The sequence below is a fragment of the Gemmatimonadota bacterium genome (genome assembly GCA_030747075.1).
In the GTDB taxonomy this organism is placed as follows: Bacteria; ARS69; ARS69; order ARS69; family ARS69; genus ARS69.
The window spans coordinates 71,117-83,678 of sequence record JASLLL010000010.1; the positions used below are offsets into that span (position 1 = coordinate 71,117).

Here is a 12,562-nt window from a genome sequence, read left to right on the forward strand (position 1 = left end):
GGCTCCGGCTCAGGAAGGTGTGCGCTTGGCATTCGTCCGGCGCAGTTCCTCCCGGAAGATTCCCTCCAGTTCATCCGCGCGTTGCTGGAGCGCGAAGCGTCGGCGGACCCTGGCGCGCCCGGCCTGGCCGTGCCGCCGGCGGAGTTCCGGGTCGAGGAGGTACGCTTCGGCCGCCTCCCGAAGGGCGCTCGACTGCCCCGGCGGAAACAGCCGCCCGGTGCTGCCGTCCTCCACGATCTCAGGGATGCTGCTGGCATCGGTCGCGACCACCGGAAGCCCCGCCGCCATTCCTTCCGCGACGGCATATCCGAAGCCCTCGACACGGGACGGGTGGAGCAGGAGGTCACTCGCAGCGAGGAGCGCAGGCACATCGCTTCGAAACCCGGCGAAGATCACGCGGTCGGCAAGGCGACACTCCGTCGCGAGTTGGCGCAGTTCAAGCTCCGTGTCGCCTTCGCCAATGAGGAGAAGGCGCGCGTCGGGGGCGGCTTCCGTCAGTTCCGCGAGTGCCCGGATTGCCGTGGCGACATCCTTTCGATGAGTCAGTTCACCGACAATGGTCATGAGCGGAGCCTCTGCCGGGATGCCGAGAGTCTCGCGAATCCGGTTTCGTTCAACGGGAGCTTCGAATCGTGCGAGGTCAACTCCGTTGGGAAGTACATGAACGCGCCCTGCGGGAGTCCACGAAATCTCGCGACAGAGAGCGGCGGCGGTGGCTTCGGAGTTGACGATCATCCCGGTGGCGATCCGCCGATAGCTGAATCGGTAGAGCGGTCCCGGCTTCAGCGGGAACTCGCTGCCGCGACGCGGGAGAACGACCGGAACTCCGGCGAGTCGCGCTGCGGATCCGGCCACCCGGAGCACGCGATCCATATTGAGGCAGACGATCTCCACTCGCAGGCGACGGCACGCCAGAAGGATGCGGAGGAAGGACGCAACATCTCCGTCGGAGCGGAATGCCGTCGGAAGTGCGGGCAGTCCCTCGCTTCGGGCACGCGTGAGGATCGTGGAATCCGGTCGCGCGGCCAGTCCCACCGTGTGGCCGCGTCGCGTGAGTTCCCGGACGGCAGAGAGCATCCACTCTTCGCCACCTCCCCAGGTCTTGATGCTCGTGGCGAAGAGGATTCTCAAGGGCCGGCTCTCCCAACTTCCGCGTTGGCTCATGGTCCCACATCCCCAACTTCCTGTCAGGGTCTTGCCCGCTGGCGGAGGGAGTGACACCATGGCGTCATGGAAGATCCTCTTGCCGCATTCCCGCAACTCCATGTACTGACCGACTCCGTCCTCTCAGGTGGACGCGATCCTCGCGAGATCGCACGGGCGGCGTGGTCGGGCGGTGCGGATTGCGTGCAGCTTCGGGAGAAGTCGATGGACCTGGCGATGCTGGCCGGAATGGCCGATCGCCTTGCGAACATCGCGAAGGTGCGTGGGCGGCTCTTCGTCGTCAACGACCGCCTCGATGTCGCGCTTGCGGCGAATGCAGGCGGGTTGCACGTGGGCCCCGAGGACATGCCGGTGGCGGCTGCGCGGCGTCGCTGGCTTCGCCCGAGAGTTCTGGGCGGGTCCGCGCGCACGGTGGAGGCGGCGCGCCAACTGGCGCGTGACGGCGCGGACTACCTGGGCGTGGGACCGGTGTTCGCCACTTCCTCGAAGAGGGATGCCGGGTCGCCGATTGGTCTGGAGACGCTGGCTCGGATCGCCGCGGCCGTCCCGGTGCCGGTGCTGGGGATAGGCGGAGTGAGTCCGGAGAACGCCGCCTCGGTTCTGGAGGCCGGAGCTGCGGGAGTCGCGGTGATCTCCGCCGTGGTCGCGGAGCCGGATGTGGAAGCGGCTACCCGCGCCCTCCGCGAGGCTCTCGACCGCGCCGCGAGAGACTTCCCCACCCGCTGAGTCCTCAAGAAGCTGTCCCGGGGTGCCGATCGGTGGGGTGACCCCCTCGAGCAGCCTGCATCCAGGATGGCGCACCATGCTTGAACCCATCGTGATCTTGATCTACGGATTCGCTGGCCTCGGTCTTGGCCTGGTCCTCGCCCGTACCGCCTTTGTGGGGATTCTGGGCCTCTCGGACCCGATGACCGCGTCGCGCACTGCGGTGGCGAATCGCCGCTGAGCTTCGCTTTGAGGCGAGGCCTTCTTCCGCGAAACTCATTCTTCGTCCACGTCTCTTTGGGGTGACCTGCGCGCTTCCCGGCGATAGAATGCGAGCATCGGTCCGTGTCACCGGGCAGCCTCCCGGCTCGGGCCCGAACGAGGAGGAATCATGACCCGATCAAGCTCGATCGCGGCGGGGTTCGCCGCGCTGCTCGCTTTGCTCCTTCCCTGGATCGTCACGCCCGCCATCGCAGCGGACCTCGGAGGTCTGGAGGCCGTCGAGGCGGAGATCGCCGGGCTGGCTTCAGCATTCCCCGCATTTGCGTCGATGCCCTGGGGCGAACGGGATGAGGCTGCGTTTCTGTATGGGGACACGCGTGGCATCGTCCATCTGCTCGTCTCCGACGGAGAGCGTCTCCGCGAGAAGTGGAAGAGCTTCCCGCTGGAGGGTTCGGTCCGGGAGGTGTTCGGCGCGGATCTGGATCAGGACGGGCACATGGAGATCGTGGCCTGGACAAGCGGTGCGCGGATTTATGTCTGGGAGACCACCAAGTACGAGCTGATGTGGGAATCCGTGGATGAGAAGTTTGAGGCGATCCAGGCCATGGCCATCGCCAATGTGGACCGGGACAATGCGCTGGAGATGGTAGTCTGTGCCGACAACAAGGTGGCGTATTACGACGGGATTGAGTTCTTCCGCGAACGAGAGGGCCGGGACTTTGTGGAGCCGGGATACATGGTGATCGCGGATGTCGACGGAGATCTGACCGATGAAATCGTGCTGAACGACGGGTATGTTCTGGACACGGCCACCTTGAACATCGAGTGGGCGACCGACGGGTTCGGGTATCCCATGACGCTGTTCGATGTCGATGCGGACGGCATTCTAGAAGTGGTGGGGGAAGTCGGCGGTTCGCTCACATTCTGGGACCTGGAGGATCGCCGCGAGATCTGGTAGCCCGTTCCCACCGGGCCGGGTTCCTCGCACGCACGCCGCATCCGGCGATTAGAGCGTGGAGGAACCCGGCCCGGTCTGTCTCAGCGGAAGAGCGCTCCCAGTTCATCCGGGGGCGTGAATCGGGTTCCGTGTCGTTCCGCAAGCCCTTCCAGCGTGCGCCGTGCGTCCTCTTCGCCGACGCTTCGTGCCCATCGCGCAACGCCCCCGAGAAAAGGCGGGAAGCCGAAGCCCATGACCGAACCGATGTCCAGATGGTCCGGTTCCCGCACCACTCCATCCGCCAGGCACCGCGCGGCTTCGGCCAGCATTCCCGCCATCAGACGGTCCGTGATCTCCTGATCCGTCACGGCCGGGCCGCTTTCGGAGATTCCGAGATCCGCCGTGTTCGGGCGTCGTTTCTTCTTCGGCCCCGCCCAGAAGCCGCGCCCGGCCTTGGCACCCAGCGCGCCGGCTTCCAGCAGACGAGGCATGATGTCGGCCGGTCTCGCACGCTCCCCGAATGCATCCTCCAGGACCCCGGAGACCTTCGCGGCCACATCGATGCCCACTTCGTCCAGCACGCGGAGCGGTCCCATGGGCATGCCGAATCGCTTCATGGCCCGGTCGATCCGGTCCACCCCCACACCTTCCGCCACGGCGATGGCGGCTTCATTGAGGTAGGGGAGGAGCAACCGGTTCACCAGGAATCCGGGACGGTCCGCGACCACCAGCGGAGTTTTCTTCAGCCGCCGGACCAGACCCACTGCGCGTTCCAGTACTTCGGGCGCGGTCTCCTCTCCGGGGATAATCTCCACGAGCGGCATTCGATCGACGGGATTGAAGAAGTGGATCCCGACGAGACGGGTCGGGTCCGAAAGCCCTGCCGCGATCCGCGAGATTGGAATGGAGGAAGTGTTCGTGGCGAGGTAGGCCGTCGGAGGCAGCATATCCTCCAGAGCTCGGAAGACCGCAATCTTCAGGTCCAGCACTTCCGGTACGGCCTCGATGACGAAGGCCGCGTCAGCCATGCCGGTGTCGCCCGTCGTGGGGGAGATTCGTGCCAGAATAGCGTCTCGATCACGGGGATGAAGTGCGCGTCGACGCGTCCGGCGGTTCAGGGGGGCGGCGGCGCCCGCAAGGCCCACGCGAAGTGGCTCGACGGCAGTGTCCTTCAGCCGAACCGCGAGCCCGCGCGTCGCGAGGGCGCCTGCGATTCCTCCGCCCATGGTGCCCGCACCGATCACTCCCGCCTTTGCGGAGGTGCGGTCCACCGGAGATTCCGCCCCGGTCCAGGGATGCCGGGCGAGCGCTTCGCTGCCCTGAAAGAGGAACAACAGGCTCTTCGACTCCGGAGTGACCGCGAGGCGGCCGAATGCCTCCGCCTCCCTGGCCATCGCCTTCTTGCGCTTGAGCCCCAGCCCTCCGATCACCCGGTCGATGATCTCCGGCGCGGCGGGGTAGTGTCCGCCGGTTTTCTTGAGAACGCCGCGGCGCGTGGCGCTGCGCAGAACGGCCCGTCCGATGGGGTTGCCTCCCAACGCCGAATCCGTAAGCCGGGACATGGCCGGGCGCTTCTTGCGGCGGACGCCGGTCCTGGCGACCTGCGCAGCCACTTCCTCCAGGAGCTCCGGCGCGGCCAGACGGTCCACGACTCCGCGCGCGAGCGCCTGTTTCGGTCGCAGGTTGCCACCGGTCAGGATCAGCGGGAGCGCCGCCGTGACTCCGGTAAGTCGAGGAAGGCGCCATGTACCGCCGAATCCCGGGAGAATGCCGAGGCGGACCTCGGGCAGCCCGAGGATGACGGAGTCCCCGTCAGCAGCAACACGCCAGGTACACGCCATGGCCGTCTCAAACCCGCCTCCGAGACAGGAACCGCCGATGGCGGCGACCGTCGGGAACGGGAGGTCCTCCAGCCGGTCCAGGAGCGCCTGCCCGGTTCGGGCGGCCTCTTCGGCCCTGGCGGGATCCTCCAGAGAGGCAATCAGCGAAATGTCCGCGCCGGCGATGAAGTTCCCGGGCTTGGCCGAGAGCAAAAGGAGTCCCTTCGGCGCGGCGGCTTCTGCTTCGTCCAGAGCGGCGGTCATATCGATGAGCCAGCGCTCATCCACGAGATTGACCCGGGAATCCGGGCGGTCGAAGACGATGGCGAGGATCCCCTCGCCGCAGTCCTTGAGTGTGAGGACGCTTCCGGTTTTCGTCATGATACGCGCTCCATCACAATGGCCGACCCCTGTCCTCCACCTACGCACAGTGTGGCCAGTCCGAGGGCTCCGCCGCTCTGGCGAAGCTGTCGCAGAAGGGTCACGACGAGTCGCGTCCCCGTAGCACCGATAGGATGTCCCAGGGCGATCGCCCCGCCGTCCGCATTCAGCCGGTCTCTTCGAATCTCCCCGGTGGCGGACGCGCGACCGAGTTCTTCGCTTGCAAAGCGGTCACTGGCGAAGGCGCGCTCGTTTGCGATCACCTGCGCGGCAAACGCCTCGTTGATCTCGATCCGATCGATGTCCGCCATTCGGACGCCGGCATGATCGAGAGCCAGCGGCGTGGCGTAGGCCGGCCCCAGCCCCATCCTTCGCGGGGAGAGTCCCGCGGTGGCGGTGCCGAGAATCTTCGCCACCGGGGTCAGTCCCAGCTCCGCGGCGTAGTCCTCGGATGCGACGACCACCGCTGCCGCGCCGTCCGTGACCTGACACGAGTTTCCCGCCGTCACGGTGCCGTCCCGCCGTTCGAAAACAGGCCGAAGCCCGGAGAGTGCTTCTGTCGTCTGGTTCTCTCTTGGGCCGACATCCTTCTCGATGACTTTCTTGAAGCCCGGGCCGACGAACACCGGCGTGACTTCTTCGGCGATGCGTCCATCCTCCCACGCGTCTACGGCCCGGAGGTGGCTGGAGAGTGCGAACTCGTCCTGCTCTTCACGGGAGATTCCAAACTCCCGGGCGAGGACCTCCGCCGTTCGGCCCATGCTGAGCCCGCACACGGGATCCGTGAGTCCGTCGAGGAGCGCGGGGTGTGGCATCATGTCCCGGGGGCGTAGCGCACGCAGCGCGGCGAGCTTTGCCGGGATCGACCGGGCTCGGGACCAGCGCACGAACCAGGGGTTGGCCTCCGGCGGCAGCACCATCGGCGCCCGGCTGAGGTTCTCCGTGCCGGCGGCCACGATCAGGCGGGCTTCCCCGGAGGTGATCTTCGCCGCAGCGAGAATGACGGCCTCCATGCCGGATGCGCAGTTTCGGTGCACGGTGAGTCCGGGTGTGGACTCGGGCAGGCCCGCCATGAGTCCGATGACGCGGGCGATGTTCGGTGCGTCCGAGGGCGTACCCGCATTCCCCACGATGATTTCATCCACGCGGTCGGCAGGCGTTCCGGAGCGTTCCAGAGTTTCGCGGACGACGCGTCGTCCCAACTCCTTCGCATGGATATCACGCAGCGCGGTTCCCGAGCGGACCAAGGGGGTGCGCACCCCGTCCAGAAGTACGGCATTCGGCATCAGAGACCTCTCCCCGGGAGTCCGGCGGGGGCAAAGCGCGCCCGAATACGGCGCACAAACCCGCCAATCCCATGACGGTTGGCGTTGGCTTCCAGAGCGGCATGAATGGAAGGCAGGACGCGCCGCGCACTCTGATACCCGCACTCGACGAGGTCGTCCACACGGTCCAGGTCGTAGGAACCGAAGTCCGCCAGATCCGGATGGATGACAACGCTTGCGTACCGTTCAGAGACAGCGGCATTTCGCTGGGACACATAACCGATCACGCGCAGTGCCAGTTCCAGGAAGTTGCGTGGGTGGGCTTCCCAGTTGCGCGTGCTGCCCAAGTTCACCCCCACGGTGACTTCACATCCCATGGACTGCAGAGTCTGAATGGGAAGGTACTCCACAAGACCGCCGTCGGCGATGAGGTGCCCGTCGATCATCACGGGCGTGAAGACCTGTGGAATGGAGCAACTCCCGCGCACGGCCGCAGCTACAGACCCGCGCGTGAAGACGATCTTCTTTCCCGTGGTCAGGTCGGCTCCGACGACGGCAAACGGAACGGGGAGGTCCTCAAACCTCGCGTGGCCCAGCTCCTCATTGATGAGTTTCTCCATTTTCTCGTTGGAGAAGAGCCCCATCTTCGGGAGCGTGACATTCGACAGTCTCTTCCAGGATAGATTGCGGGCGAGTTCCACGATCTCGTCCGAAGAACGGCCTGCCGCATAGTACGCCCCCACCAGCGACCCGCCGCTGGTCCCCGCGATGGCGCGGATGGGGATCTTGGCCTCTTCGAGTGCCCGGAGCACTCCTATGTGAGCCGAGACCCGCGCCACGCCTCCGGAGAGAGCCACGCCGATCCCCTCCCGTGCGTTTCGTGCCACCGTGTCCTTCTCCTCCACTTGACCGGCTTCCGGCGTGACGCTAGCCTGTGTGCGCGTGGGCCTTCTGTGCGAGTGTCACTCCACTTTGTCGCGACATCAGCATGTCGTCATCATTGATTCGAAACATCAATCCTTCCATGAAATCCGAAGGGTGTCCATGAACCCGTCCACCATTGCCAGCATCGACCGAGCGGCGCTCTCCCGTGCGTTGGAAGACGCCGATTCCGATCGCGAACACTACCTCTGCCTGACGGCCGGGACTCTTCACACTTTCGTCAGATCCCGTGCTTCGGATGAGTCCGCAGACGCATACGAGCGCGTTCAGGAGGGGTTGGGGGACGAGTTCCTCAGGATTCCTTCCCGAAATCCGCAGGCGGCGTTTGAAGAGATCGAGGACTTTGTGGAGTCGGTGGAGAATCCGGAGATCCGGGACGAGTTCTTCCGGGCGATTGAGCGGCGTGGGGCGCTCCGCAATTTCCGCGAGGCCATCCTTCCGCACTCGCAGGAGATGCAGCGCTGGTCGGAGTGGCGCCGGGAGGGCAGGGAGAAGCGTATGGAGGGCTTTCTGCGCTCTCTTCCCGGCGAGGCGCTCACCGGAGACGGAGACCTGAACGGCGAAGAGATCGGAGCGACATGACCGGGCGCAGGCGGCTTCCAAGGATCGGGATTCTCACGGGTGGGGGAGATGCACCCGGGCTGAACGCAGTCATTCGGGCGGTCGTGAAGGCGGCGACCGGGCGCGGTTGGGAGGTCCTCGGGATCGAGGACGGTTTCGAAGGGCTGTTCGGACAGGACGGCATTCGCTCGCTCGCCAGAGACGATGTCCGGGGGATTCTCCAGACAGGGGGCACCATTCTGGGGTGCAGCAATCGTGGGGATCCGTTCGCCTTTCCGGTGGAGCGCGACGGGGAGATCGTTCGGGAGGATCGCTCGCAGGAAGTCGTGGATCGCATTCGCATCCTGGGGCTTGATGCGCTGGTGGTGGTCGGCGGGGATGGTTCGCTGGGGATTGCGCAGCGCCTCTCGGAGAAGGGGATTCCCGTCGTGGGCATTCCCAAGACGATCGACAACGATGTTCCCGGGACCGACGCCACTTTCGGGTTCAATACGGCGTGCGAGACCGCCATGGATGCCATCGACCGGCTTCACACGACTGCTGCCAGCCATCAGCGGGTCATGGTGATTGAGGTCATGGGGCGGGATGCCGGGTGGATTGCCCTCAAGGCCGGGGCGGCAGGTGGTGGGGATGTGATTCTGATTCCGGAGATCCCGTTCGATCTGGAGAAGGTCTGTCGGAAAGTCGCGGAGAGAGAGGCGAGAGGAGCCCGTTTCTCCATTGTCGTCGTTGCGGAGGGAGCCCGCTCCATCGACGGCGGGAAGGCTCTCCTGGAATCCGCGGAAGATGCAGCCAGCGGCTTTGAACGCCTTGGCGGGATGGGCGAACGCGTTGCGGCTGCCGTTCACGAGCGTCTCGGGGTGGAATGCCGCGTCACGGTGCTGGGACATGTGCAGCGCGGGGGAAGCCCTTCCGCCCGCGACCGGGTTCTGGGGACGCGCTTCGGAGTGGGGGCGGTGGAACTCGTGGAAAGAAAAGAGTTTGGCCGTATGGTGGCGATCCGCGGGAATCAGATCACCTCCGTAGCGTTGTCTGAGGTGGGGGGGCGCACCCGTCCCGTGCCCGTCGACGGAGACGAGATTCGCGCCATCGAGGCCGTCGGGGTGAGCTTCGGGCGCTAGTTCCGCGCGCTCCCTGAAATCGCCCACCGCTGAGTCGAGACCCACTGTCGCCGGACTGCTCCTCGGCGCGAGTCCCGTCGAAGCGCCGGGTTGCTCCCGATCCATCTCTCAGTTGGCGGATTCTTCTGGATTTTCCTGAAATGCCCTTGACGGTTAGGTCCTCTTGCTATTTTCTGTGAAAAGTATTGGTGAGCTTGAGGTCCTTGTCCTCCAGTCTCTGGAAGGAGCCGATCATGAGCAGGATTGGCGAGAATGTTCGTTTCTATCGGAATCTCCGTGAACTTACCCAGACCGCGCTGGCGCGTCAGGTGCAGGTGGCCCCGGCGTACATCAGCCAGATCGAAGCCAACCAGCGAGTGCCCAGTCTGAAGGTGACGCGACGGATTGCGGATGTGCTCGGCATCGACATGAGTATTCTGGTGCGCGAGGGCTCCCCGGGTGAATCGGGTGGAACTCTCACGGACTCGGAGAAGCTGGATCTTCTCCGCGCACTCATTCTCTCCATTGAGAACTCACCGCCCCAAGCGGGGGCGGAGGATGTTCCGGTGGCCGAAGGGCGCAACTGCGTGGCCCGAGAACTCTTCAGCGAACCGGCGTTCTGCGTGGTTCACCGTGAGTTCCAGCATACGGTGACCTTCGGGAAGGAGTCGTCGGAGTCGGATGCGGAGTGTCATATCGTTCTGGAAGGGGAGATTCGCTCATCCGAGGATTCCTCAGAGGTGACCGGAAGCGGGGAGAGTCGTTCGCTTCATGCCGGGGATGGCGACCGGCTGGTGGCTCGAGGCGGCACGCGCGTTGTTTCCCTTTACGCTCCGCGTGTTGAGCTGGCTCGCCTGGTGGACAGCGTAACGGTGGAGGAGCCGACGGCCACTCCTGTCCCCTGACTGAGTGCAGGAACTCTTGCCGAGAGGTGGGTTTGCGAACCGGGGAGCATTCTCCGGGAGGATGCCCGGACAGCGAGCTTCCGTATGACTGAGTGGATCGGCAGGCAGATCCCTCTTGAGAAGGGCGTTTCATGACCTCAAGCCCGGCGCCGAGCGGAAACCCGCGACTTCAGAACGCGATCCGGATTCTGCTGGGAGAAATCGGGGAGTCTCCGGAGCGGGAAGGCCTCCTGCGAACCCCGGCCCGCGTGGAGACCGCCTGGACGCGCCTCGCGGAAGGGTACCTCCAGGATCCCGAAGAGATCCTGGAGGGAGCCGTCTTCGAGGAAGACTGCCAGGAGATGGTGGTCGTGCGGGATATTGAGATGTACAGCATGTGCGAGCACCACCTGCTTCCGTTCTTCGGTCGTTGCCATGTCGCCTACCTCCCCAAGGGCCGGATTGTCGGTCTCTCCAAGATTGCCCGCCTCGTCGAGGTCTTCTCGCGGCGCCTTCAGGTCCAGGAGCGCCTGACCTCGCAGATTGCTCTGGCCCTGCAGGAGGGGCTGGCACCTCACGGCGTGGGGGTTGTTGTGGAAGCGCGACATCTCTGCATGATGATGCGTGGTGTGGAGAAGCAGGGCTCTTCCGCCGTCACAAGCTGCCTCCTGGGCGAGTTCCGGGACAACATGAAGACTCGCAGTGAGTTTCTGAATCTTGTCAGTGGGCGACCGGTTCCCTGACGGGCCTGAAGATGAGTCCTGAGCTTCGTCGCCTTCATTGCCAGACTCTGACAGGCATCACCGGGTGAAGTCGCACCGGGTGGTGAGACACAGCACTAGCCAAGAGCTAGCAACTCTTGCGGACAAGAGGGGGCCATGAGGGAGTCGCTGGGTGTTTGACTCCCGTGACCCCTTTTGATAGAGTGGCCGTTCGAAACGCTGGTCCTCGAGTCCTCTTGGCCTGATCACGGAAGGAGGAATCCGCAGTTTTGTCCCGTGGAGGGTCGCCCGTTGGCACCTTCCGTAATCCCCACCAACTAGATCCTGTGCTGCTACAGCCTCTGAGGGGGTCAGACCTATGATAAAGCGCCTTAGTGTCGGCGTTCTTTTGGGTGCCCTGCTCGTCGTCTTCATTGGGAATGTCGCTCTTGCGGCCAATCCCGGTACGAAAGAGTGGACGTCAGTCGGCAACCTCAACCCTGCTACGAATCACAATCTTCCTCTGTTCTTCCGTTCCTCCGCGGGTACGACTTGGGTCCAAGTCTACGATACGGGTACCTCCGCCTGCGCGGATGCCGACACGGTGAATTCTCCCGACGGTCAGACGGTGGATCATGTCTGGTGCTTTGAAGGCGCCGGCGGTGACAGCACCTGGCCGGCCATTCCGCCCGCACAGGACACCGGTTCCCGGCACGACTCCTGGGATCACTGGGCCCGATTCAATCCGCCGAATCCGGGCGGGTCGAAGTGGTTCGTGACCAACCGGTACCCGGGCGCTTATGGCGGGACTTACAACGCCTGGTGCGGTTGCGACAGTCTGGGCGTCAACGTCAACTGCCCTGAGAAAGTCTTCTGGCCGGCAGATGACCAGGAAGGCAACGGAAACGACTGGAACTACTCGCTCGTTCTCTCCGCCCCGAGCCACCCCACCTATATGGGCGGGACCCTCGAGTTTGATGTTCGGTACGATGTCGAGTGCCTCTACGACTATATGTACCTTGAGTACTTCGAGAACTCGACCGGCCGGTGGGAGGTGGTTGTGGATACCGCTGGCACCGAGGCCGTGTTCAACGGCGTCTCCGGGATTCCGGACATCAACAACGGTGGTGTGGGCCGTGTGTGCGGAGACGACATTTTCGGATCCAGTGATCAGCACGAGATCCTGGGGAGTATCGTAGATGCTTACGGCCACTCCTCCTGGATCGAGAATGTGACCTTCCCCATCAAGGACGCGAGTGGTGGAATTGAATTCCGCTGGCGCTGCTTCTCGGATGGTGCCTGGTCTGATGAAGACGGCAATGACACGGACGGTATGGGTGCCATTGACAATGTCTTGGTCACGATTGGTGCCACAGGGGACACGATCACGGATGACTTCGAGACCGGAGATTTCTCCGGGATCCAGACATCCGGCGGTATACCGGCCGTCTGGATTCCTGGAGGACTCGAAGGGAACACCTACGACGGGTGGCACCTCGCCTTTGACCCGGCCTACAAGAACAAGGGTGCGACCTGCACCTTCTCGGACGACTGGATGTGGGCCGCAAAGCCTGAGACCGGTCAGATCCCGGAGAACGGGTTCTCCTATCTGCTGATCTCTCCTGTCATCGACAGTGATGGCTGGACCGGTGGTGTCGTGGAGTACTCCGGCTACCTGTGTATGCCTGAGGACAAGGACGACTATGTGGCCTACTACGCCCGCGTCTGGGATTCGGTCAACGGGTGGGGCACCTGGAACAACTTCACCGGCTTCATCTATTACGGTGGATGTGACTTCTGGAACTTCAATGCCCAGCAGGAACTGACCACTTATCTCGGCACGACGGTGGACTCGCTGCAGGTCGCCTGGGAGATCATGG

General features: G+C 64.2%; 12 protein-coding genes. 8 read left to right on the forward strand and 4 right to left on the reverse strand.

The features are described 5' to 3' along the window. Positions 1–9: 9 nt before the first annotated feature. A complete protein-coding gene (locus QF819_05220; protein MDP6802562.1) occupies positions 10–1,131 on the reverse strand; it encodes a glycosyltransferase in 1,122 nt (373 codons plus the stop codon). Between the two features lie 99 nt (positions 1,132–1,230). On the opposite strand from QF819_05220, the gene thiE reads away from it, so the two are divergent. The 3 genes from thiE to QF819_05235 all read left to right on the forward strand — a co-directional run bounded on the left by thiE (position 1,231) and on the right by QF819_05235 (position 3,049). Further along, entirely contained in the window at positions 1,231–1,890 is a 660-nt protein-coding gene (gene thiE / locus QF819_05225) for a thiamine phosphate synthase (protein ID MDP6802563.1), read from the forward strand. Between the two features lie 76 nt (positions 1,891–1,966). Continuing rightward, positions 1,967–2,110: a hypothetical protein gene (locus tag QF819_05230; GenBank protein ID MDP6802564.1), complete on the forward strand. Its 144-nt coding sequence runs from the start codon at positions 1,967–1,969 to the stop codon at positions 2,108–2,110. A 150-nt stretch (positions 2,111–2,260) separates the two neighbouring features. Then, positions 2,261–3,049, forward strand: coding sequence for a hypothetical protein (locus QF819_05235; protein MDP6802565.1), 789 nt, complete (start codon positions 2,261–2,263; stop codon positions 3,047–3,049). An 80-nt stretch (positions 3,050–3,129) separates the two neighbouring features. Here the strand turns inward: QF819_05235 and QF819_05240 are convergent, their stop codons facing one another. Genes QF819_05240 through QF819_05250 form a run of 3 tightly spaced genes read right to left on the reverse strand, consistent with a single transcriptional unit; the run spans position 3,130 to position 7,381 of the window. After that, positions 3,130–5,229 (reverse strand): 3-hydroxyacyl-CoA dehydrogenase NAD-binding domain-containing protein, encoded by a 2,100-nt coding sequence (locus tag QF819_05240; protein MDP6802566.1) that lies wholly within the window; start codon positions 5,227–5,229, stop codon positions 3,130–3,132. Continuing rightward, positions 5,226–6,515 (reverse strand): thiolase family protein, encoded by a 1,290-nt coding sequence (locus tag QF819_05245; protein MDP6802567.1) that lies wholly within the window; start codon positions 6,513–6,515, stop codon positions 5,226–5,228. Before QF819_05245 ends, QF819_05240 begins: the two co-directional genes overlap by 4 nt. Further along, positions 6,515–7,381 carry a patatin-like phospholipase family protein gene (locus QF819_05250; protein ID MDP6802568.1) on the reverse strand — a complete coding sequence of 289 codons (867 nt, stop codon included), beginning with the start codon at positions 7,379–7,381 and terminating at the stop codon, positions 6,515–6,517. Before QF819_05250 ends, QF819_05245 begins: the two co-directional genes overlap by 1 nt. A gap of 157 nt (positions 7,382–7,538) precedes the next feature. Here QF819_05250 and QF819_05255 point away from each other — a divergent pair, with 157 nt between their 5' ends. From QF819_05255 to QF819_05275, 5 genes are all read left to right on the forward strand, one after another. Then, entirely contained in the window at positions 7,539–8,018 is a 480-nt protein-coding gene (locus tag QF819_05255) for a UPF0158 family protein (protein ID MDP6802569.1), read from the forward strand. Then, positions 8,015–9,118, forward strand: coding sequence for an ATP-dependent 6-phosphofructokinase (locus QF819_05260; protein MDP6802570.1), 1,104 nt, complete (start codon positions 8,015–8,017; stop codon positions 9,116–9,118). The genes QF819_05255 and QF819_05260 overlap by 4 nt, the downstream gene beginning before the upstream one ends. Positions 9,119–9,351: 233 nt before the next feature. After that, positions 9,352–10,002 (forward strand): helix-turn-helix transcriptional regulator, encoded by a 651-nt coding sequence (locus tag QF819_05265; GenBank protein MDP6802571.1) that lies wholly within the window; start codon positions 9,352–9,354, stop codon positions 10,000–10,002. 131 nt (positions 10,003–10,133) lie between these two features. Continuing rightward, positions 10,134–10,724, forward strand: a complete 591-nt coding sequence (gene folE / locus QF819_05270) for a GTP cyclohydrolase I FolE (GenBank protein ID MDP6802572.1) — start codon at positions 10,134–10,136, stop codon at positions 10,722–10,724. 337 nt (positions 10,725–11,061) lie between these two features. Beyond that, positions 11,062–12,562: hypothetical protein (locus QF819_05275; protein MDP6802573.1), on the forward strand; the 1,501-nt coding region annotated here is incomplete at its 3' end.

Bases quoted from the DNA above. Each gene is read 5' to 3' on its own strand.
- thiE (MDP6802563.1), top strand. From the start codon at position 1,231: ATGGAAGATCCTCTTGCCGCATTCCCGCAACTCCATGTACTGACCGAC.
- QF819_05230 (MDP6802564.1), top strand. From the start codon at position 1,967: ATGCTTGAACCCATCGTGATCTTGATCTACGGATTCGCTGGCCTCGGT.
- QF819_05235 (MDP6802565.1), top strand. From the start codon at position 2,261: ATGACCCGATCAAGCTCGATCGCGGCGGGGTTCGCCGCGCTGCTCGCT.
- QF819_05240 (MDP6802566.1), bottom strand. From the start codon at position 5,229: ATGACGAAAACCGGAAGCGTCCTCACACTCAAGGACTGCGGCGAGGGG.
- QF819_05245 (MDP6802567.1), bottom strand. From the start codon at position 6,515: ATGCCGAATGCCGTACTTCTGGACGGGGTGCGCACCCCCTTGGTCCGC.
- QF819_05255 (MDP6802569.1), top strand. From the start codon at position 7,539: ATGAACCCGTCCACCATTGCCAGCATCGACCGAGCGGCGCTCTCCCGT.
- QF819_05260 (MDP6802570.1), top strand. From the start codon at position 8,015: ATGACCGGGCGCAGGCGGCTTCCAAGGATCGGGATTCTCACGGGTGGG.
- QF819_05265 (MDP6802571.1), top strand. From the start codon at position 9,352: ATGAGCAGGATTGGCGAGAATGTTCGTTTCTATCGGAATCTCCGTGAA.
- folE (MDP6802572.1), top strand. From the start codon at position 10,134: ATGACCTCAAGCCCGGCGCCGAGCGGAAACCCGCGACTTCAGAACGCG.